Annotated in this window: 18 protein-coding genes; all 18 read left to right on the top strand. The window is 63.0% G+C overall.

Annotation, left to right across the window (positions count from 1 at the left end; translation table 11 throughout):
* Nucleotides 1-38: 38 nt before the first annotated feature.
* Nucleotides 39-575, top strand: a complete 537-nt coding sequence (nusG, locus tag L1965_RS07980; RefSeq protein ID WP_235755893.1) for a transcription termination/antitermination protein NusG — start codon at nucleotides 39-41, stop codon at nucleotides 573-575.
* A 73-nt stretch (nucleotides 576-648) separates the two neighbouring features.
* Nucleotides 649-1,101 (top strand): 50S ribosomal protein L11, encoded by a 453-nt coding sequence (rplK, locus tag L1965_RS07975; RefSeq protein ID WP_235755892.1) that lies wholly within the window; start codon nucleotides 649-651, stop codon nucleotides 1,099-1,101.
* Between the two features lie 3 nt (nucleotides 1,102-1,104).
* A complete protein-coding gene (gene rplA / locus L1965_RS07970; protein ID WP_235755891.1) occupies nucleotides 1,105-1,803 on the top strand; it encodes a 50S ribosomal protein L1 in 699 nt (232 codons plus the stop codon).
* A gap of 251 nt (nucleotides 1,804-2,054) precedes the next feature.
* Nucleotides 2,055-2,570 (top strand): 50S ribosomal protein L10, encoded by a 516-nt coding sequence (gene rplJ, locus L1965_RS07965; protein WP_235755890.1) that lies wholly within the window; start codon nucleotides 2,055-2,057, stop codon nucleotides 2,568-2,570.
* A 65-nt stretch (nucleotides 2,571-2,635) separates the two neighbouring features.
* On the top strand, nucleotides 2,636-3,007 hold the full coding sequence (gene rplL, locus L1965_RS07960) for a 50S ribosomal protein L7/L12 (protein WP_235755889.1): 372 nt from the start codon (nucleotides 2,636-2,638) through the stop codon (nucleotides 3,005-3,007).
* A gap of 239 nt (nucleotides 3,008-3,246) precedes the next feature.
* Nucleotides 3,247-7,392: a DNA-directed RNA polymerase subunit beta gene (rpoB, locus tag L1965_RS07955; protein ID WP_235755888.1), complete on the top strand. Its 4,146-nt coding sequence runs from the start codon at nucleotides 3,247-3,249 to the stop codon at nucleotides 7,390-7,392.
* A 49-nt stretch (nucleotides 7,393-7,441) separates the two neighbouring features.
* Nucleotides 7,442-11,698: a DNA-directed RNA polymerase subunit beta' gene (gene rpoC / locus L1965_RS07950; RefSeq protein ID WP_235755887.1), complete on the top strand. Its 4,257-nt coding sequence runs from the start codon at nucleotides 7,442-7,444 to the stop codon at nucleotides 11,696-11,698.
* Nucleotides 11,699-11,857: 159 nt separating this feature from the next.
* The gene (locus tag L1965_RS07945) at nucleotides 11,858-12,463 is read left to right on the top strand and encodes a methyltransferase family protein (protein WP_235755886.1); all 606 of its coding nucleotides are present in this window, start codon (nucleotides 11,858-11,860) and stop codon (nucleotides 12,461-12,463) included.
* A gap of 67 nt (nucleotides 12,464-12,530) precedes the next feature.
* A complete protein-coding gene (locus L1965_RS07940; protein WP_235755885.1) occupies nucleotides 12,531-13,466 on the top strand; it encodes a DMT family transporter in 936 nt (311 codons plus the stop codon).
* A complete protein-coding gene (locus L1965_RS07935; protein ID WP_235755884.1) occupies nucleotides 13,463-14,314 on the top strand; it encodes a putative rhamnosyl transferase in 852 nt (283 codons plus the stop codon). The genes L1965_RS07940 and L1965_RS07935 overlap by 4 nt, the downstream gene beginning before the upstream one ends.
* Nucleotides 14,315-14,604: 290 nt before the next feature.
* Nucleotides 14,605-14,976, top strand: a complete 372-nt coding sequence (rpsL, locus tag L1965_RS07930; RefSeq protein WP_022705687.1) for a 30S ribosomal protein S12 — start codon at nucleotides 14,605-14,607, stop codon at nucleotides 14,974-14,976.
* 12 nt (nucleotides 14,977-14,988) lie between these two features.
* The gene (rpsG, locus tag L1965_RS07925) at nucleotides 14,989-15,459 is read left to right on the top strand and encodes a 30S ribosomal protein S7 (protein ID WP_235755883.1); all 471 of its coding nucleotides are present in this window, start codon (nucleotides 14,989-14,991) and stop codon (nucleotides 15,457-15,459) included.
* Between the two features lie 18 nt (nucleotides 15,460-15,477).
* Nucleotides 15,478-17,601 carry an elongation factor G gene (gene fusA, locus L1965_RS07920; protein WP_235755882.1) on the top strand — a complete coding sequence of 708 codons (2,124 nt, stop codon included), beginning with the start codon at nucleotides 15,478-15,480 and terminating at the stop codon, nucleotides 17,599-17,601.
* A gap of 80 nt (nucleotides 17,602-17,681) precedes the next feature.
* Nucleotides 17,682-18,857 carry an elongation factor Tu gene (tuf, locus tag L1965_RS07915; RefSeq protein ID WP_235755881.1) on the top strand — a complete coding sequence of 392 codons (1,176 nt, stop codon included), beginning with the start codon at nucleotides 17,682-17,684 and terminating at the stop codon, nucleotides 18,855-18,857.
* A gap of 185 nt (nucleotides 18,858-19,042) precedes the next feature.
* The gene (rpsJ, locus tag L1965_RS07910; protein WP_042247848.1) at nucleotides 19,043-19,351 is read left to right on the top strand and encodes a 30S ribosomal protein S10; all 309 of its coding nucleotides are present in this window, start codon (nucleotides 19,043-19,045) and stop codon (nucleotides 19,349-19,351) included.
* Between the two features lie 10 nt (nucleotides 19,352-19,361).
* A complete protein-coding gene (gene rplC / locus L1965_RS07905) occupies nucleotides 19,362-20,258 on the top strand; it encodes a 50S ribosomal protein L3 (RefSeq protein ID WP_235755880.1) in 897 nt (298 codons plus the stop codon).
* Entirely contained in the window at nucleotides 20,255-20,875 is a 621-nt protein-coding gene (rplD, locus tag L1965_RS07900) for a 50S ribosomal protein L4 (RefSeq protein ID WP_235755879.1), read from the top strand. Before rplC ends, rplD begins: the two co-directional genes overlap by 4 nt.
* The gene (locus L1965_RS07895) at nucleotides 20,872-21,168 is read left to right on the top strand and encodes a 50S ribosomal protein L23 (protein WP_235755878.1); all 297 of its coding nucleotides are present in this window, start codon (nucleotides 20,872-20,874) and stop codon (nucleotides 21,166-21,168) included. The genes rplD and L1965_RS07895 overlap by 4 nt, the downstream gene beginning before the upstream one ends.
* Nucleotides 21,169-21,198 lie beyond the last annotated feature (30 nt).

The following is a 21,198-nucleotide window of genomic DNA, read 5'->3' as shown; positions in this document are numbered from 1 at the left end:
GGGTGATTCCCCAGGCACGAGCAGGGGTCGATCGGCACATGGCAAAACGTTGGTATTCGGTCAGCGTCCTGTCGAACTTCGAGAAGAAGGTCGCCGAGGCGATTCGGCAGGCCGCCGTCGAGAAGGGCCTCGAGGAAGAAATCGAAGAGGTTCTGGTTCCCACGGAAGAGGTGATCGAGATCCGTCGCGGCAAGAAGGTCACGTCCGAGCGTCGCTTCATGCCCGGCTATGTCCTGGTTCGCATGGACATGTCGGACCGGACCTATCACCTGGTGAACTCGATCAATCGTGTCACCGGCTTCCTCGGTGCGCAGGGCAAGCCCATGCCGATGCGTGACGAGGAGGTGAACACCATCCTCAACCGCACCGCTGACGGTGAGGTGGCGGCGCCGCGGAACCTGATTCGCTTTGATGTGGGTGAGAAGGTGAACGTCACCGACGGGCCGTTCGAGGGCTTTTCGGGGATGGTCGAAGAGGTGGACGAGGTGTCGTCGCGCATCAAGGTCACCGTTTCGATCTTTGGCCGGCCGACGCCGGTCGAACTGGAATTCACGCAGGTCTCCAAGGCCTCGTGATTGGACGCGGGAGGCTGACGCCGCACCGCTAAGTCGGCCCCTTTCCGGGGCGTGATGATAAGGAGAAGGCCAGATGGCCAAGAAAGTCGTCGGGCAGCTTAAGCTGCAAATCAAGGCGGGTCAGGCGAACCCGTCGCCCCCCGTTGGCCCCGCACTGGGTCAGCGCGGCATCAACATCATGGCGTTCTGCAAAGAGTTCAACGCTCGGACGCAGGAAATGGAGCAGGGTTCGCCCGTTCCCGTGGTGATCACCTATTACGGCGACAAGTCGTTCAGCTTCGAGACGAAGACGCCGCCGGCGTCGTTCCTGCTGAAAAAGGCGGCCGGCCTGAAGTCGGTCGGCAAGCGGAACCGCCCGAAAGGCTCGGACAAGCCGGGCCGCAATGTCGCGGGCCATGTGACCGTGAAGCAGGTGCGCGAGATTGCCGAGGCCAAGATGGCCGATCTCAGCGCCAACGATGTCGATCAGGCGATGAAGATCATCCTGGGCTCGGCCCGGTCGATCGGTATCGAGGTAAAGGGCTAGACCATGGCGAAGATCGCAAAGAAAAAAGCCGCGGGCCGCGCCGCCTTCGAAGGCAAGAGCAATCTGACCGTCGAGGACGCGGTCAAGCTGGTCAAGGGCAACGCGTCGGCCCGGTTCGACGAGACCGTCGAGATCGCGCTGAACCTTGGCGTCGATCCACGCCATGCGGACCAGATGGTGCGGGGCGTCGTGACGCTGCCGGCCGGGACCGGCAAGGACGTTCGCGTCGCCGTGTTCGCCCGTGGCCCCAAGGCTGACGAAGCCACGGCCGCCGGTGCGGATATCGTCGGCGCCGAGGACCTGATGGAGACCATCCAGTCCGGCAAGATCGAGTTCGACCGCTGCATCGCGACGCCGGACATGATGCCGCTGGTCGGCCGCCTGGGCAAGATCCTGGGTCCGCGCAACCTGATGCCGAACCCCAAGGTCGGGACGGTGACCATGGACGTGACCGCCGCGGTCAACAACGCCAAGGGCGGCGAGGTCCAGTTCAAGGCCGAGAAGGCGGGCGTCGTGCATGCCGGGATCGGCAAGGTCTCGTTCGACGAGGACAAGCTGGCCCAGAACCTGCGCGCCTTCGTCGACGCGGTGCAGAAGGCCAAGCCGTCGGGCGCGAAAGGGACCTACATGAAAAAGGTCTCGATCAGCTCGACCATGGGACCGGGCGTGTCGGTGGACGTCGTTTCGGCGACCGCCAACTGAGAGTTTCCCGGCGAAAGCCGGGGATGACGGGGCAGCCAAGGCCGCCCCGTCCTGTCCGAGACGGAGGGTGCGGGACCCGATTTCGATCTGACCCGCTTAATGTCCTTCCTGAGATGGGGAAGCATTTTTCCGAGGATACCTTTCGGGGACATCTTCGGGCGATCTTGCCCCTTGCGGACCCGACCCGTTGCCCGGTTCCGGGCGCGGGAAAGTGAGAGCCGGGGGGGAAACCCCCAACTTGGAGTGAAACCGTGGATAGAGCGCAAAAAGAACAGGTGGTCGACGAACTCGGCCAGATCTTTGAAAGCTCTGGCGTCGTGGTGGTTGCCCACTACGAGGGAATGACGGTTGCACATATGCAGGACCTCCGCTCGCGCATGCGCGAAGCCGGTGGTTCGGTTCGCGTCGCCAAGAACAAGCTCGCCAAGATCGCCCTTGAAGGTAAGCCCTGCGCGAGCATCGCAGACTACCTGACGGGCATGACCGTGATCACCTATTCGGAAGATCCGACCGCTGCGGCCCGGATCGCCGACAAATACGCCAAGGACAACGATCGTTTCGTGATCCTGGGCGGTGCGATGGGTGACTCGGCACTGGATCCGGCCGGTGTGAAAGCCGTCGCCTCGATGCCGTCGCGTGATGAGCTGATTGCTCAGATCGTGTCGTGCCTCGGTGCGCCTGCTTCCAGCATTGCCGGTGCGATTGGTGCGCCTGCTTCGAACATCGCGAGCATCCTCACGACCCTTGAGGAACGTGAGGCTGCGTAAGCAACCCATTCCCGACTGGTGGTTGAAGACCCGACGTTGGAACACTAACTGGAAAGAACGGAAAAATGGCTGATCTGAAAAAACTCGCCGAAGAAATCGTGGGCCTGACCCTGCTGGAAGCCCAGGAACTGAAAACCATCCTGAAAGACGAATACGGCATCGAGCCCGCCGCTGGCGGCGCCGTGATGATGGCTGGCCCTGCGGCCGCCGCCGAAGAGGTCGAGGAAAAGACCGAATTCGACGTCGTCCTGCTGGAAGCCGGCGCGAACAAGATCAACGTGATCAAGGAAGTTCGCGGCATCACCGGCCTGGGCCTGAAGGAAGCCAAGGACCTGGTCGAAGCCGGCGGCAAGGTCAAGGAAGGCGCTGCCAAGGCCGACGCCGAAGAGATCAAGAAAAAGCTCGAAGCGGCTGGCGCCAAGGTCGAGCTGAAGTAATCGGCCGACAGGCTGATCGGAAATGGGCAGGGTCCGGGATATCCCGGTCCCTGCCGAACCTGTCTTGAAGGGCGGTTTGGGCGCTGAGGCCCGTCAGACCTTCCTTCAGGGCATGTTCGAGGTTCGGGAGCTGCGCGGTGGGACGCACGGCACGAATGGAACCTCACCCCTGCATTCGTAGGTGCGTTCCGGGGGCCCCGACCCGGAACGCGCGCGAAGACGAAAGGTGACAAGACCCCATGGCGCAAGCTTATGTCGGCCAGAAGCGTATCCGGCGCTACTATGGCAACATCCGTGAAGTTCTGGAGATGCCGAACCTGATCGAGGTTCAGAAATCCTCGTATGACCTGTTCCTGAATTCAGGTGAGGGCACCGGCCACAATGATGGCGACGGCATTCAGGGCGTGTTCCAGTCGGTGTTCCCGATCAAGGATTTCAACGAGACAGCGACGCTGGAATTCGTGAAATACGATCTGGAGAAGCCCAAATACGACGTCGAGGAATGCCAGCAGCGCGACATGACCTATGCCGCACCGCTGAAGGTGACGCTGCGTCTGATCGTGTTCGATGTGGACGAGAACACCGGGGCGAAATCCGTCAAGGACATCAAGGAACAGGACGTCTTCATGGGCGACATGCCCCTGATGACGCAGAACGGCACGTTCATCGTGAACGGGACCGAGCGCGTCGTCGTGTCGCAGATGCACCGCAGCCCGGGCGTGTTCTTCGACCATGATCGCGGCAAGACCCATTCCTCGGGCAAGCTGCTGTTCGCCTGCCGCATCATTCCCTATCGCGGCAGCTGGCTGGACTTCGAATTCGACGCCAAGGACCTGGTCTTCGCGCGCATCGACAGGCGCCGGAAACTGCCGGTCACGACCCTGCTCTATGCGCTTGGCATGGATCAGGAAGGCATCATGGATGCCTTCTACGAGACGGTGGACTACAGGCTGCGCAAATCGGGGCGCGAGCAGGGCTGGGTCACCAGGTTCTTCCCCGAGCGCGTGCGCGGCACCCGCCCGGCCTTCGATCTGGTCAACGCCGAGACCGGCGAGGTCATCACCAAGGCTGGCGAAAAGGTCACGCCGCGCCTGGTGAAGAAGCTGCAGGAGACGGGCGAGGAGGTCAATCTGCTGGTGCCGTTCGAGCGCATCATCGGCCGCTTTGTTTCCAAGGACATCATCAACGAGGAAACCGGCCTGATCTATGCCGAAGCAGGCGACGAGATCACAGCCGAATACGACAAGCAGGGCGACCTGTCGGGTGGCCTGCTGAAGGTGCTGCTGGACAACGATGTGACCGACGTTCCGGTCCTCGACATCGACCACATCAATGTCGGTCCCTATATCCGCAATACCATGGCTGCGGACAAGAACATGAACCGCGACCAGGCGCTGATGGACATCTATCGCGTCATGCGCCCCGGCGAGCCGCCCACCGTCGAGGCCGCCAGCACGTTGTTCAACAGCCTGTTCTTTGACAGCGAGCGCTACGACCTTTCGGCCGTGGGTCGCGTCAAGATGAACATGCGTCTCAATCTGGACGCGCCCGACACCCAGCGCACGCTGCGCCACGAGGATATCGTGGCCTGCGTGAGCGGCCTGGTGGAACTGCGCGACGGCAAGGGCGAGATCGACGACATCGACCATCTCGGCAACCGCCGCGTGAGGTCGGTCGGCGAATTGATGGAGAACCAGTACCGCATCGGTCTGCTGCGGATGGAGCGCGCGATCCGCGAGCGCATGTCCGGTGTCGAGATCGACACGGTGATGCCGCAGGATCTGATCAACGCCAAGCCGGCGGCGGCGGCGGTGCGTGAATTCTTTGGCAGCAGCCAGCTGTCGCAGTTCATGGACCAGACCAACCCGCTGTCCGAAGTGACGCACAAGCGTCGCCTGTCGGCGCTCGGGCCGGGCGGTCTGACGCGCGAGCGTGCGGGCTTCGAGGTCCGCGACGTTCACCCGACGCATTACGGCCGGATGTGCCCGATCGAGACGCCGGAAGGTCAGAACATCGGCCTGATCAACTCGCTGGCCACCTTCGCGCGCGTGAACAAATACGGCTTCATCGAAACCCCTTACCGCAAGGTGATCGAGGGCAAGGTCACCGATGACGTGGTCTACATGTCCGCGACCGAGGAAATGCGCCATACCGTGGCGCAGGCCAACGCGACGCTGGACGCGGACGGCAATTTCGTGGACGAGCTGATCAGCACGCGCCAGTCGGGCGACTTCATGCTGAACCCGGTCGATGCCGTCGATCTGATCGACGTGTCGCCCAAGCAGCTTGTGTCGGTCGCCGCCGCACTGATCCCGTTCCTGGAAAACGACGACGCAAACCGCGCCCTGATGGGCTCGAACATGCAGCGTCAGGCCGTGCCGCTGCTGCGCGCCGAGGCACCGTTCGTCGGCACCGGGATGGAGGCCATCGTGGCCCGCGATTCCGGCGCCGCGATCATGGCGCGACGGGGCGGGGTCATCGACCAGGTCGATGCGCAGCGGATCGTCGTGCGTGCCACCGAAAGCCTGGAGGCGGGCGACGCGGGCGTGGACATCTATCGTCTGCGCAAGTTCAAGCGTTCGAACCAGTCCTCGACCATCAACCAGCGCCCGCTGGTCAAGGTGGGCGAGAAGGTCGAGGGCGGGCAGGTCATCGCCGACGGCCCCTCGACCGATCAGGGTGAACTGGCCATCGGTCGCAACGTGGTCGTCGCGTTCATGCCCTGGAATGGCTACAACTACGAGGACTCGATCCTCATTTCCGAGCGGATCCACCGCGACGACGTGTTCACCTCGATCCATATCGACGAATACGAGGTGGCGGCCCGCGACACCAAGCTGGGGCCGGAAGAGATCACCCGCGACATCCCGAACGTGGGCGAAGAGGCGCTGCGCAATCTGGATGAGGCCGGCATCGTCTATATTGGCGCCGAGGTCGGGCCGGGCGACATCCTTGTGGGCAAGATCACGCCCAAGGGCGAAAGCCCGATGACGCCGGAAGAAAAGCTGCTGCGCGCCATCTTTGGTGAAAAGGCGTCCGACGTTCGCGACACTTCGCTGCGGTTGCCGCCGGGGGCCTATGGCACGATCGTCGAGGTGCGCGTCTTCAACCGTCATGGCGTGGACAAGGACGAACGCGCCCTGCAGATCGAGCGCGAGGAAGTCGAGCGTCTGGCGCGCGACCGTGACGACGAACAGGCGATCCTGGACCGCAACATCTATGCGCGTCTGAAATCGCTGATCATGGGCAAGGTCGCCGTCAAGGGGCCCAAGGGCGTCAAGCCGAACAGCGAGATCACCGAGGATCTGCTGGGCACGCTGAGCCGCGGCCAGTGGTGGCAGCTTGCTGTTGCCGAAGAGGACATCGCCAAGGAAGTCGAGGCGCTGAACCAGCAATACGACAGCCAGAAGAAGGCGCTGGAGCATCGCTTCGAGGACAAGGTCGAAAAGGTCCGCCAGGGCGACGACCTGCCGCCGGGCGTCATGAAGATGGTCAAGGTCTTTGTCGCCGTGAAGCGCAAGCTGCAGGCCGGCGACAAGATGGCCGGTCGTCACGGCAACAAGGGCGTCGTGTCCAAGGTCGTGCCGATGGAGGACATGCCGTTCCTGGCGGATGGCACCCCTGTCGATCTGGTGCTGAACCCTCTGGGCGTGCCGTCGCGCATGAATGTCGGTCAGATCCTGGAAACCCATATGGGCTGGGCCAGCCGTGGTCTGGGCATCAGGATCGACGAGGCGCTGGAGAATTATCGCCGGAATGGCGACATGGCTCCGGTGCGGGAGGCAATGCGGATCGGTTACGGCGACGATCTGTATGCCGAGACATTCGAGGGCATGGCCGACGAGACGCTGCGCGATCACGCCGATACGGTGCGATCCGGCGTGCCGATCGCCACGCCGGTCTTCGATGGCGCGAAAGAGGCTGACGTGAACGACGCGCTGACGCGCGCCGGGTTCGACACTTCGGGGCAGTCGGTGGTGTTCGATGGCCGGACGGGTGAACAGTTCGCCCGCAAGGTCACGGTGGGGATGAAATACGTCCTCAAGCTGCACCATCTGGTCGATGACAAGATGCACGCCCGCTCGACGGGACCGTACAGCCTTGTCACGCAGCAGCCTTTGGGCGGCAAGGCCCAGTTCGGTGGCCAGCGTCTGGGTGAGATGGAGGTCTGGGCACTGGAAGCCTATGGCGCCGCCTACACCTTGCAGGAAATGCTGACCGTGAAGTCGGACGACGTTGCAGGCCGCACCAAGGTCTACGAGTCCATCGTCAAGGGCGAGGACAATTTCGAGGCTGGCGTGCCGGAATCGTTCAACGTGCTGGTCAAGGAGGTCCGGGGTCTGGGCCTCAACATGGAACTCCTGGATGCGGAAGAGGAGGAGTGAGGGCGCCAGCCCTCATTCACCCCCAACGCGCCCTTTCAAGGATTGAAAAATGAACCAGGAACTCGCCACCAACCCCCTGAACCCGATGGCCGCGCCTCGTCAGTTCAGCGAAATCAAGATCTCGCTGGCTTCGCCTGAAGAAATTCTGGCCTGGTCCTTCGGCGAGGTGAAGAAACCGGAAACGATCAACTACCGGACGTTCAAGCCCGAGCGTGACGGGTTGTTCTGCGCGCGCATCTTTGGTCCGATCAAGGATTACGAATGCCTGTGCGGCAAGTACAAGCGCATGAAGTATCGTGGCCTGGTCTGCGAGAAATGCGGCGTGGAAGTGACCTTGCAGAAGGTCCGCCGCGAGCGGATGGGCCATATCGAACTGGCCGCCCCGGTCGCCCATATCTGGTTCCTCAAGTCGCTGCCCTCGCGCATCGGCCTGATGCTGGACATGACCCTGCGCGACCTCGAGCGGATCCTCTACTTCGAGAACTACGTCGTCATCGAGCCTGGCCTGACCGACCTGACCTATGGACAGCTGCTGAGCGAAGAGGAATTTCTTGACGCCCAGGACAACTACGGCGCCGACGCCTTCACCGCCGATATCGGCGCCGAGGCGATCCGCGCGATGCTGGCCAATATCGATCTGGCGGCGACGGCAGATCAGCTGCGCGAGGATCTGAAGGAAGCAACCGGCGAACTGAAGCCGAAGAAGATCATCAAGCGGCTGAAAATCGTCGAATCGTTCCTGGAATCGGGCAACCGTCCGGAATGGATGGTGCTGACCGTGATCCCGGTCATCCCGCCGGAGCTGCGCCCGCTGGTTCCGCTGGATGGTGGCCGGTTCGCGACCTCTGACCTGAACGACCTCTATCGCCGCGTCATCAACCGCAACAACCGCCTCAAGCGGCTGATCGAGCTGCGCGCGCCCGACATCATCGTCCGCAACGAAAAGCGGATGTTGCAGGAATCGGTCGATGCGCTGTTCGACAACGGCCGTCGCGGCCGCGTCATCACGGGCAACAATCGTCGCCCGCTGAAGTCGCTTTCCGACATGCTCAAGGGCAAGCAGGGCCGCTTCCGCCAGAACCTTCTGGGCAAGCGCGTGGACTTCTCGGGCCGTTCGGTCATCGTGACCGGCCCCGAGTTGAAGCTGCACCAGTGCGGTCTTCCCAAGAAGATGGCGCTCGAGCTGTTCAAGCCGTTCATCTATTCGCGGCTTGAGGCCAAGGGCCTGTCCTCGACCGTCAAGCAGGCCAAGAAGCTGGTCGAAAAGGAACGTCCCGAGGTGTGGGACATCCTCGACGAGGTCATTCGCGAGCATCCGGTCCTGCTGAACCGCGCGCCCACGCTGCACCGGCTGGGCATCCAGGCGTTCGAGCCGATCCTGATCGAAGGCAAGGCGATCCAGCTGCACCCGCTGGTCTGCTCGGCCTTCAACGCCGACTTCGACGGCGACCAGATGGCCGTGCATGTTCCGCTGTCGCTGGAAGCGCAGCTTGAAGCGCGCGTGCTGATGATGTCGACGAACAACGTGTTGTCGCCCGCCAACGGCGCGCCGATCATCGTGCCTTCGCAGGATATGGTCCTGGGCCTCTATTACGTCTCGATGATGCGCGAAGGCATGAAGGGCGAGGGCATGGCCTTCGCCAATGTCGAAGAAGTCGAACATGCGCTCGCCGCCGGCGCGGTGCATCTGCATGCCAAGATCACCGCCCGCATCAAGCAGATCGACGAGAACGGTCAGGAGGTCATCCGCCGCTACGAGACCACGCCGGGCCGCATCCGGCTGGGGGCGCTGCTGCCGCTGAATGCCAAGGCCCCGTTCGAGCTGGCCAACCGCCTGCAGCGCAAGAAGGACGTGCAGCACGTCATCGACACCGTCTACCGCTACTGCGGCCAGAAGGAATCGGTGATTTTCTGTGACCAGATCATGACGCTTGGCTTCCGTGAAGCGTTCCGCGCCGGTATCAGCTTCGGCAAGGACGACATGGTGATCCCGGACAACAAGTGGACCATCGTGGACGAGGTCCAGGCTCAGGTCAAAGAGTTCGAGCAGCAATATCTGGATGGTCTGATCACCCAGGGCGAGAAGTACAACAAGGTCGTGGACGCCTGGTCGAAATGCAACGACCGGGTGACCGAGGCCATGATGTCCACCATCTCGGCCGTCAAGAAGGACGAGAATGGCGCCGAGCTAGAGCCCAACTCGGTCTACATGATGGCCCATTCCGGCGCCCGCGGCTCGACCAACCAGATGAAGCAGCTTGGCGGCATGCGCGGCCTGATGGCCAAGCCGAACGGCGAGATCATCGAGACGCCGATCATCTCGAACTTCAAGGAGGGCCTGACCGTTCTTGAATACTTCAACTCCACCCACGGCGCTCGGAAAGGTCTGTCGGACACCGCGTTGAAGACCGCGAACTCGGGCTACCTGACCCGTCGTCTGGTCGACGTGGCACAGGACTGCATCATCCGCGAGCATGATTGCGGCACGCTGCAATCGATCACGGCGTCCGCAGCCATCAACGACGGCGAGGTCATCGCGCCCTTGGGCGAGCGTATTCTGGGCCGCACCGCGGCCGAGGATGTGCTGGTCCCGGGAGAGGACGAGATCATCGTGCGCGAGGGCGAGCTGATCGACGAGCGCAAGGCCGACTCGGTGGAACAGGCCGGCGTCCTGGCGGTCCGTATCCGCTCGGCGCTGACCTGCGAATCCGAGGATGGCGTTTGCGCGCTGTGCTATGGTCGCGACCTTGCACGCGGCACGCTGGTCAATATCGGCGAGGCTGTCGGCATCATCGCTGCGCAGTCGATCGGCGAACCGGGCACGCAGCTGACGATGCGGACCTTCCACATTGGCGGCATCGCACAGGGCGGTCAGCAGTCGTTCCAGGCAGCATCGCATGAAGGCAAGGTGCTTTTCCGCAACGAAAACCTGCTGGAGAACGCCTTTGGCGAAATGGTCGTCATGTCACGCAGCATGCAGCTGCTGATCATGGACGATCAGGGCCAGGAACGCGCCAGTCACAAGCTGTTCTACGGCTCGAAGCTGTTCGTCAAGGAAGGCGATCGCGTGATCCGTGGCGCCAAGCTTTATGAATGGGACCCCTACACGCTGCCGATCATCGCTGAACGGGGCGGTGTGGCGAAGTTCGTCGATCTTGCGACGGGCCTGTCGGTCCGCGACGAGACCGACGACGCGACCGGCATGACCCAGAAGATCGTGACCGACTGGCGCAGCGCGCCGAAAGGCAACGATCTGAAGCCCGAGATCATCATCCTGGATGTGAACGGAGAGCCGGTGCGGAACGATCAGGGGAACCCGGTCAGCTATCCGATGTCGGTGGACGCGATCCTGTCGGTCGAGGACGGCCAGGATATCCGTCCGGGCGACGTGGTGGCGCGGATCCCGCGTGAAGGCGCCCGGACCAAGGACATCACCGGGGGTCTTCCCCGCGTGGCGGAACTGTTCGAGGCCCGTCGTCCCAAGGATCACGCGATCATCGCCGAGATCGACGGCTATGTACGGTTCGGCAAGGACTACAAGAACAAGCGCCGGATCAGCATCGAGCCCTCGGAGGAAGGCAACACGCCGGTCGAATACATGGTGCCGAAAGGCAAGCACATCCCGGTGCAGGAAGGCGACTTCGTGCAGAAGGGTGACTACATCATGGACGGCAATCCTGCGCCGCATGACATCCTGCGGATCATGGGCATCGAGGCTCTTGCCGATTATCTGATCGACGAGGTGCAGGATGTCTATCGCCTGCAGGGCGTGAAGATCAACGACAAGCATATCGAGGTGATCGTTCGCCAGATGCTGCAGAAGATCGAGATCATCGACAGCGGCGATACCACCCTGCTGAAGGGCGAGCATGTCGAACGCGACGAGTTCGAGGAAGAGAACGCCAAGAGCGAAGCCAAGGGGGGCCGACCGGCCTCGGGCGAGCCGGTGCTGCTGGGGATCACCAAGGCATCGTTGCAGACCCGCAGCTTCATCTCGGCCGCCTCGTTCCAGGAGACGACGCGCGTGCTGACCGAGGCTGCCGTGCAGGGCAAGCGCGACAAGCTGGTCGGGCTCAAGGAGAACGTCATCGTCGGCCGTCTTATCCCGGCCGGCACCGGTGGCGCGGCCGCCCGCTTGCGCCGGATCGCGACCGACCGTGACGCCGAGGTGATCGAGGCACGCCGCGCCGAGGCCGAGGCCGCCGCCGCGCTTGCCGCGCCCGAGCCCACCATGGGTGAGACCGCGCCCGAGACGATGACCGAAAGCGCGATCAGCGATCTGCCGGAAACCAACGGCGAGGAATGATCGTCTTGTCATGACAGCACAAGGCCCGGCCGCCAGGCCGGGCCTTTTTTCATGGCGGTGTCATCTCGGCGTCTTGGCAGAGGCAATGTGCGGGGGTTGACCCTGCGGCCGGCGCGGGTCTAGCTCTGACCGGGACATCTTTCGGGCAAGGGCGTGGACATGCGTGCGGCGGTGAATCAGCGGATCCGGATCAACATCCTCCGCGTCGGCATGCTGCTGATGCTGCCGATCCTGGTTTTCGCCAGGCCGCATCTGCAAGTGAACGGCACCGCGCATGAGGTGATGGAGGCGATCGGGGTGCTGACCCTGATTGCCGGCGTGCTGGGGCGCTTCTGGTCGATCCTCTACCTTGGCGGCCGCAAGAATAGCGAGGTCATGCAGGATGGCCCGTTCTCGATGACGCGCAATCCGCTTTATTTCTTCTCGACCGTGGCGGCGTTCGGGATCGGATTGATGATGGGGGCCCTGAGTTTCGCGATCCTGATTGGTGGCGCGGTCGGGCTGATCCTCTATCTGACCGCCCGGCGCGAGGCGGCCTTCCTGCATCAGGAGTTCGGCGCGACCTATGATGCCTATGCCGGTCGCGTGCCGTTCTTCCTGCCCGATCCGCGTCTGTTCCGGGCCGCGCCCGAGGCCGTGTTTCGCACCGGACCGCTGCGCCGCAACCTGTTCGATGCTTTCGTGTTCCTGTCTTTCATTCCGCTGGTCGAGTTGCTGGATGTCTTCAAGCAGCATTTTGCCTTGAGCGGTTTTCTGCTGTGGTAGGCCAGGGCTTTTCACCGACCGGTGAAGGGCCTGTCGCAAGAGGGCATGAAAATGCCGCAGGTGATGAATGCGCGCGCCCCTGATTTCGCCCTTTCGCCGGGTCAGCCCGGCTTCGATAACCACGTTGCCGCCTCAGCCGGGGGACAATCTGCGCGGTGCGGTCCTGATGTGCCTGTCGATGCTGGGATTCGGCTGCAACGACGCGGTAATGAAGTTCGTCACCCAACAGATGCCGCTGTATCAGGCGATCACCCTGCGGGGCCTGGTGATGCTGGTGGCGCTGGCGCTGCTGGCGCAGCGCGACGGGGGATTGCGGCTGCGGCTTGCGCCAGGGGATCGCTGGCCGATGTTCTGGCGCGTGCTGGGTGAGGTCGGTTCGACGGTCCTGTTTCTCAACGCGCTTCAGGCCATGGCAATCGGCGATCTGGCTGCGGTCATGCAGTCCTTGCCGCTTGCCGTGATGCTGGGTGCGGCGCTGTTCTTCGGCGAACCGCTGGGGTGGCGGCGGACCAGCGCCGTCATGGTCGGCCTGGTGGGCGTCATGGTGATCCTGCGTCCCGGAAGCGGCGCCTTCGGGGTCTGGGCGCTGGTTGCGCTGGGGGCGATGCTGCTCATGGTGTTGCGCGACATGGTCACGCGGCTGTTCGGGCGTGACGCATCCTCGGCGACGATCTCGTTCTATGCGGCGTTGGCGGTGACGGTGATGGGTCTGGTCCTCAGCCTGGGACAGGGCTGGATCATGCCGGATGCGGCACAGCTGGGGCTTTTGCTGCTGAGCGCGGCGTTCCTGACGCTTGGCTATGTGACCGCGGTCGGCGCAATGCGGGTCGGCGAAATCTCGTATATCGCGCCGTTCCGTTATACCTCGCTGCTGGTTGCGATCGTGGCAGGCCTGCTGATTTTCGGCGAATGGCCCGATCTGTATACCTGGCTGGGATCGGGGCTGATCGTCGGGGCGGGGGGCTATACGATCTGGCGCGAAGCCCAGCTTGGGAGGCGATGATGCGCGTACAGATGCTGGGTTTGTGCCGGTTCTCGTATCTGGGCGGCCGCGGTTTTCAGGTTCTTCACGACAACCATGCGGAACGTCGGGACTTCCTTTACGATCCCCAGAGACTGGCGCGGCGCTGGTTCTGGTTCGAGAACGTGACCTTGCCGGGCCTTCTGGCGCAGACCGATCCCGATTTCACGCTGGTCCTGATGACCGGGCCGGACCTGCCAGAGCCTTACCTGTCGCGTCTGCGCGACCTGGCCCTGACGGTTCCGCAAGTCCACCTGGCGCTGATCCCGCCCATGGACAAGCATCTGGAGGCCTGCCTTGCCGCCATTGCGCCGCATCTGGAGATGACCGCCGATGTGATCGGTCATTTCCGCCAGGATGATGACGATGCGGTGGCCGTGGACTATATCCGTGACGCAAGGCGGGACTTCGAGGTGCTGCAGCCGTTGTGGCAGCGCAGGCGGCGGCTGTCATGCGACTATTCGCGCGGGCTGGTGCTGAAGGCGACCGAGGCTGGCGTCACCATCGAGCCGCGCATGATCTATAATGCCGTCGCCGCGCTGACGGTCTATCTGCCACCCGATTCCGGCCGCAGCGTGATGCATTTCCCGCATTGGCAGATCGGGCTGTCGATGCCCGGCGTGACCTTGCCCGGCAAGACGATGTTCGTGCGCTTCCTGAACCATGACAACGACTCGGGCGCGATCGGGGCGGGCTATCGGTGGGAGCCGGACAGCACCGACTGGCAAAGCGTCCTGATGGACCGGTTCAGGATCGATCTGCGATGCCTGAACCAGGCCGCGCGTGACTATGGACTGCCAGGCGCGGACCGTCCGCGCTGGGGCCTCTGAGGGGCCCGGACGAACGGTCTTGCGGGCACCGGGACTGCTGCCGGGCGTGCTGTTGACTTGCCCGGGGAATCCCCATATACGCCCCACACCCGGCGGGAAACCGTCACGGGAACCAGAACCTGTGTGGTCACGATCCGGGCCGAAAATGCCCCGATCCTCTGGAATTCAGCTCGTCCACCTCGCGCTACGGGGCCGGATGGGCTTGGCGTTTTGCGATTCGCGCAAGGCGCCGTCGAGAAGCGGCGCAGCCGGTCGGCTGCGAGTATTGACAGAGCAAGACGGGGAACCGAATGCCGACGATTCAACAGCTGATCCGCAAGCCGCGGCAGCCCAAGGTGCAGCGTAGCAAGTCGCAGCACTTGCAAGGATGCCCGCAGAAGCGCGGCGTCTGCACGCGCGTCTACACCACGACGCCGAAAAAGCCGAACTCTGCTATGCGGAAGGTGGCCAAGGTCCGCCTGACGAATGGTTTCGAGGTCATCTCCTACATTCCGGGCGAAAAGCACAACCTGCAGGAACACAGCGTCGTGCTGATCCGCGGCGGCCGCGTGAAAGACCTTCCGGGTGTCCGTTACCACATCCTGCGCGGTGTGCTGGATACCCAGGGCGTCAAGGATCGTCGCCAGCGTCGTTCGAAATACGGCGCCAAGCGTCCGAAGTAAGGAGAGGCATCAATGTCCCGTCGTCACGCCGCTGAAAAGCGCGAAATCCTGCCCGACGCCAAATATGGCGATCGCGTGCTGACCAAATTCATGAACAACCTGATGGTTGACGGCAAGAAATCGGTTGCCGAGCGGATCGTCTACAACGCGCTCGAGCGCGTCGAGACCCGCCTCAAGCGCGAGCCGATCGAAGTTTTCCACGAGGCGCTCGACAACGTGAAGCCCTCGGTGGAAGTCCGTTCGCGCCGCGTCGGTGGCGCCACCTATCAGGTCCCGGTCGAGGTGCGCCCGATTCGCCGCGAGGCTCTGGCGATCCGCTGGCTGATCACGGCCGCGGCCAAGCGCAACGAACACACGATGGAAGAGCGCCTTGCGGGCGAGCTTGCCGACGCCGTCAACGGCCGCGGCACGGCCGTCAAGAAGCGCGAAGATACGCACAAGATGGCCGACGCGAACAAGGCGTTCAGCCACTACCGCTGGTAAGGCGAAAGGACTCCACCCATGGCACGCGAATATCCGCTGCAGCGTTATCGCAACTTCGGCATCATGGCCCACATCGATGCCGGCAAGACGACGACGACCGAGCGCATCCTTTTCTACACCGGCAAGTCGCACAAGATCGGCGAAGTGCATGACGGCGCCGCGACCATGGACTGGATGGAGCAGGAACAGGAACGCGGCATCACGATCACGTCTGCCGCGACCACCACGTTCTGGCAGCGTCAGGAAGACCCGACCACGGAAGGGACTTCGGACACCAAGTACCGGTTCAACATCATCGACACGCCCGGCCACGTGGACTTCACCATCGAGGTCGAGCGTTCGCTGGCGGTGCTGGACGGCGCCATATGTCTGCTGGACGCCAATGCCGGCGTCGAGCCGCAGACCGAGACCGTCTGGCGCCAGGCCGATCGCTACAAGGTTCCGCGGATCGTGTTCGTCAACAAGATGGACAAGATCGGTGCCGACTTCTTCAACTGCGTGAAGATGATCAAGGATCGTACCGGCGGCATCCCGTGCCCGATCGCCCTGCCGATCGGCGCCGAGGACAAGCTGGAAGGCATCATCGACCTGATCAAGATGGAAGAGTGGACCTGGCGCGGCGAAGATCTGGGCGCGTCCTGGACCCGCCAGCCGATCCGCGATGAGCTGAAGGACGTCGCCGAGGAATGGCGCAACAACCTGATCGAACTTGCCGTCGAGCAGGACGATGTTGCGATGGAAGCCTATCTGGAAGGCAACGAGCCCGACGAGGACACTCTGCGCAAGCTGATCCGCAAGGGTACGCTGTCGCTGTCGTTCTTCCCGGTCACTGCCGGGTCGGCCTTCAAGAACAAGGGCGTGCAGCCGCTGCTGAACGCGGTCATCGACTTTCTGCCCACGCCTCTGGACGTGCCGGCCTATATGGGCTTTTCGCCCGACGACGAGACCGAGACGCGCAACATCGCGCGGCACGCCGATGACGACGAACCGTTCTCGGGTCTGGCCTTCAAGATCATGAACGACCCGTTCGTCGGCTCGCTGACCTTCACCCGGATCTATTCGGGCAAGATCAGCAAGGGCGGCCAGATGCTGAACGCAACCAAGGGCAAGCGCGAGCGCGTTGGCCGGATGATGATGATGCACTCGATCAACCGCGAGGAGATCGACGAAGCCTTTGCAGGCGACATCATCGCGCTGGCCGGCCTGAAAGAGACGACCACCGGCGACACGCTGTGCGATCCGGCCAAGCCCGTCGTGCTGGAAACCATGACGTTCCCGGACCCGGTGATCGAGATCGCGGTCGAGCCGAAATCCAAGGCCGACCAGGAAAAGATGGGTCTGGCGTTGCAGCGCCTGGCTGCCGAGGACCCGTCCTTCCGCGTCGAGACCGATATCGAATCGGGCCAGACGATCATGAAGGGCATGGGCGAACTTCACCTCGATATCCTGGTCGACCGCATGAAGCGCGAGTTCAAGGTCGAGGCGAATATCGGTGCCCCGCAGGTGGCGTATCGCGAGACGATCAGCCAGCAGGCGGAGATCGACTATACCCACAAGAAGCAGACCGGCGGCACGGGCCAGTTCGCCCGCATCAAGCTGACCATCACCCCGACCGAGCCGGGCGAAGGCTACTCGTTCGAATCCAAGATCGTCGGTGGCGCTGTGCCCAAGGAATACATTCCGGGCGTCGAGAAGGGCATCAAGTCGGTCATGGACTCCGGTCCGCTTGCGGGCTTCCCGGTCATCGACTTCAAGGTCGCGCTGACGGACGGTGCGTTCCATGACGTCGACTCATCGGTGCTGGCATTCGAGATCGCGGCCCGTGCGGCGATGCGCGAAGGCCTGAAGAAGGCCGGCGCCAAGCTGCTGGAGCCGATCATGAAGGTCGAGGTCGTCACGCCGGAGGAATATACCGGGTCGATCATCGGGGACCTGACCAGCCGTCGTGGCATGGTCCGGGGACAGGACAGCCGCGGCAACGCGAACGTCATCGACTGCTTTGTCCCTCTGGCCAACATGTTCGGCTACATCAACAACCTGCGTTCGATGTCTTCGGGCCGTGCGGTGTTCTCGATGCAGTTCGACCACTATGAGGCCGTGCCGCAGAACATCTCGGACGAGATTCAAAAGAAATACGCATAAGGGCGGTGCGCGGGCCGCGCACCCTACCACCCTCGTAGGGTGCGTGACTGCACGCACCGTCACATCGAAAGGAGCCAGTTATGGCAAAGGCAAAGTTCGAACGTAACAAACCGCATGTTAACATCGGGACGATTGGTCACGTTGACCACGGCAAGACGACTCTGACGGCAGCGATCACGAAGTATTTCGGCGATTTCCGGGCCTATGACCAGATCGACGGGGCCCCCGAGGAGAAGGCGCGCGGGATCACGATCTCGACGGCGCATGTGGAATACGAATCCGATGCGCGCCACTATGCGCATGTGGACTGCCCGGGCCACGCCGACTACGTGAAGAACATGATCACCGGAGCGGCGCAGATGGACGGCGCGATCCTGGTGGTGAACGCGGCCGACGGCCCGATGCCGCAGACGCGCGAGCACATCCTTCTGGGCCGCCAGGTCGGCATCCCCTACATGGTCGTGTACCTGAACAAGGTCGACCAGGTGGATGACGAGGAGCTGCTGGAACTGGTCGAGATGGAGGTGCGCGAGCTGCTGTCCTCCTACGACTATCCGGGCGACGACATTCCGATCGTCAAGGGCTCGGCGCTGGCGGCGATGGAAGGCCGCGATCCCGAGATCGGCGAGAACTCGATCCGCGAGCTGATCAAGGCGGTGGACGATTACATCCCGACGCCCGAGCGCGCCGTGGACCAGCCGTTCCTGATGCCGATCGAGGACGTGTTCTCGATCTCGGGCCGCGGCACGGTCGTGACGGGCCGGGTCGAGCGTGGCGCGGTGAACGTGGGCGACGAGCTGGAAATCGTCGGCATCCGCCCGACCAAGAAGACCACCTGCACCGGCGTCGAGATGTTCCGCAAGCTGCTGGACCGCGGAGAGGCGGGCGACAATGTGGGCGTTCTGCTGCGCGGAATCGAGCGTGACGGGGTCGAGCGCGGCCAGGTGCTGTGCAAGCCGAAATCGGTCAACCCGCACACCAAGTTCGAGGCCGAGGCCTATATCCTGACCAAGGAGGAAGGCGGCCGCCACACGCCGTTCTTCGCGAACTACCGCCCGCAATTCTACTTCCGCACCACGGATGTCACCGGGACCGTCAAGCTGCCGGAAGGCACCGAGATGGTGATGCCGGGCGACAACCTGAAATTCGAGGTCGAGCTGATCGCCCCGATCGCCATGGAAGAAAAGCTGCGCTTCGCCATCCGCGAAGGCGGCCGCACCGTCGGCGCAGGCGTCGTCTCGAAAATCATCGAGTGACGATGTGATCCGGAAGCCGCGCTTTGCGCGGCTTTCGCGACATCTGAGAAATTCTCCGAAAGGGGATTGCCATCGGGCGCAGCGGCCGCTAACTGGCCGCTCTGTCCATTTACTACGGTTCGAAGCAGGCGTCGCGCGGTGCGGGGTCTGCCTCTCAACTGAAATCCCATCCAAGGGATAAATTCATGCAAAGCCAGAATATCCGCATTCGGCTGAAGGCGTTCGACTATCGCGTGCTGGACGCCAGCACCCAGGAAATCGTCAACACCGCCAAGCGCACCGGCGCGACCGTTCGCGGTCCGATCCCGCTGCCGAACAAGATCGAGAAATTCACCGTCCTGCGCGGTCCGCATATCGACAAGAAGTCGCGCGACCAGTGGGAGATCCGTACCCACAAGCGCCTTCTGGACATCGTCGACCCGACCCCGCAGACGGTTGACGCCCTGATGAAGCTCGACCTCGCCGCCGGCGTGGATGTCGAGATCAAGGTCTGAGGAGGCGAGCATGCTGCGTACTGGTGTTATTGCCAAGAAACTGGGCATGACCCGGCTGTTCATGGAAGACGGCCGTCAGGTTCCGGTAACCGTCCTGCAACTGGACAACCTTCAGGTCGTGGACCAGCGCACGGTCGAGCGCGACGGCTATACCGCCGTTCAGCTTGGAGCCGGAGTCGCCAAGGCCAAGCGCACGACCGCCGCTCTGCGCGGTCACTTCGCCAAGGCTTCGGTCGCGCCCAAGCGCAAGATCGCGGAATTCCGCGTGGCCGCCGAGAACCTGATCAATGTCGGTGAAGAGATCACCGCTGACCACTACTTCGCGGGTCAGTTCGTGGACATCGCCGGCACGTCGATCGGTAAGGGCTTCGCGGGCGCGATGAAGCGTCACAACTTTGGCGGTCTGCGTGCATCGCACGGCGTGTCCATCAGCCACCGTTCGCATGGTTCGACCGGTCAGTGCCAGGACCCCGGCAAGGTGTTCAAGGGCAAGAAGATGGCCGGTCACCTGGGCGCCGTCCGCGTCACCACTCAGAACCTGCAAGTGGTGCGGACCGATGCGGAACGCGGCCTGATCATGGTCAAGGGCTCTGTGCCGGGTTCGAAGGGTGGCTGGGTGACGGTCAAGGACGCGGTCAAGAAGACCACGCCCGATAACCTGATCTACCCTGCCGCGCTGAAATCCGCCGCTGAAGAAGCCAGGCGGCTGGCCGAAGAAGCCGCCGCGCAAGCCGCAGCCGAAGAAGAAGCCGCTCGCGAGGAGGCCGCCCGTCTGGCAGCCGAGCAGGAGGCCGCGGCTCTGGCCGAGGCAGAGGCTTCGATCAAGTCCGACAGGGAAGCAGCCGATCCGAATGCCGATCCGGCCGCCGAAGCTGACGATTCTGCGCCTGAAGGAGACAAGGAATGAAACTCGATGTGATCAAGCTGGACTCCGGTAAGGCCGGGTCCATCGAGCTGGCCGACGAAATCTTCGGGCTAGAGCCGCGCGGCGACCTTCTGCAGCGCGTCGTCCGTTGGCAGCGCGCCAAGGCGCAGGCCGGTACGCACTCGGTGCTGGGCCGGTCGGAGGTCAGCTATTCGACCAAGAAGATCTATCGCCAGAAGGGCACGGGCGGCGCTCGTCACGGCTCGCGCAAGGCGCCGATCTTCCGGAAGGGTGGTGTCTACAAGGGCCCGACGCCGCGTTCGCACGCGTTCGATCTGCCCAAGAAGGTGCGCGCCCTGGGGCTGAAGCACGCCCTGTCGGCGAAAGCCACGGCGGGCGAGCTGGTCGTCGTCGAGGATCTGAACCTCACCGACGCCAAGACAGCAGCCGTCGCCAAGGCCGTCAAGGAGAACGGCTGGAAGCGTGTGCTGGTGATCGATGGTGCCGAAGTGAACGAAGGCTTCGCCCGCGCCGCGCGCAACATCGAAGGCGTGGATATCCTGCCGTCGATGGGCGCCAACGTCTATGACATCCTGAAGCGCGACACTCTGGTGATCACGCGTGCGGGTGTCGAAGCTCTGGAGGCTCGCCTGAAATGAGCGCGAAAGCTGAACATTACGATGTGATCGTGAAGCCGATCATCACCGAGAAAGCGACCCTGACGTCCGAAAACAACGGTGTCGTGTTCCAGGTGGCCAAGGACTCGACCAAACCGCAGATCAAGGAAGCGGTCGAGGCGCTGTTCGGTGTCAAGGTGAAGGCCGTCAACACGACCATCACCAAGGGCAAGCAGAAACGCTTCCGGGGCCAGCTTGGCCGCCGCAGCGACGTGAAGAAGGCCTATGTGACCCTGGAAGAGGGCAACACCATCGACGTCTCGACGGGACTTTGATAGCAGGCCGCGAATACGCGGCCCCGGCTG

The sequence above is a fragment of the Paracoccus salsus genome (assembly GCF_021556615.1).
Taxonomy (GTDB): domain Bacteria; phylum Pseudomonadota; class Alphaproteobacteria; order Rhodobacterales; family Rhodobacteraceae; genus Paracoccus; species Paracoccus salsus.
Note: the sequence above shows the minus strand (reverse complement) of the source record. Positions and strands in the feature narration are given on the sequence as shown.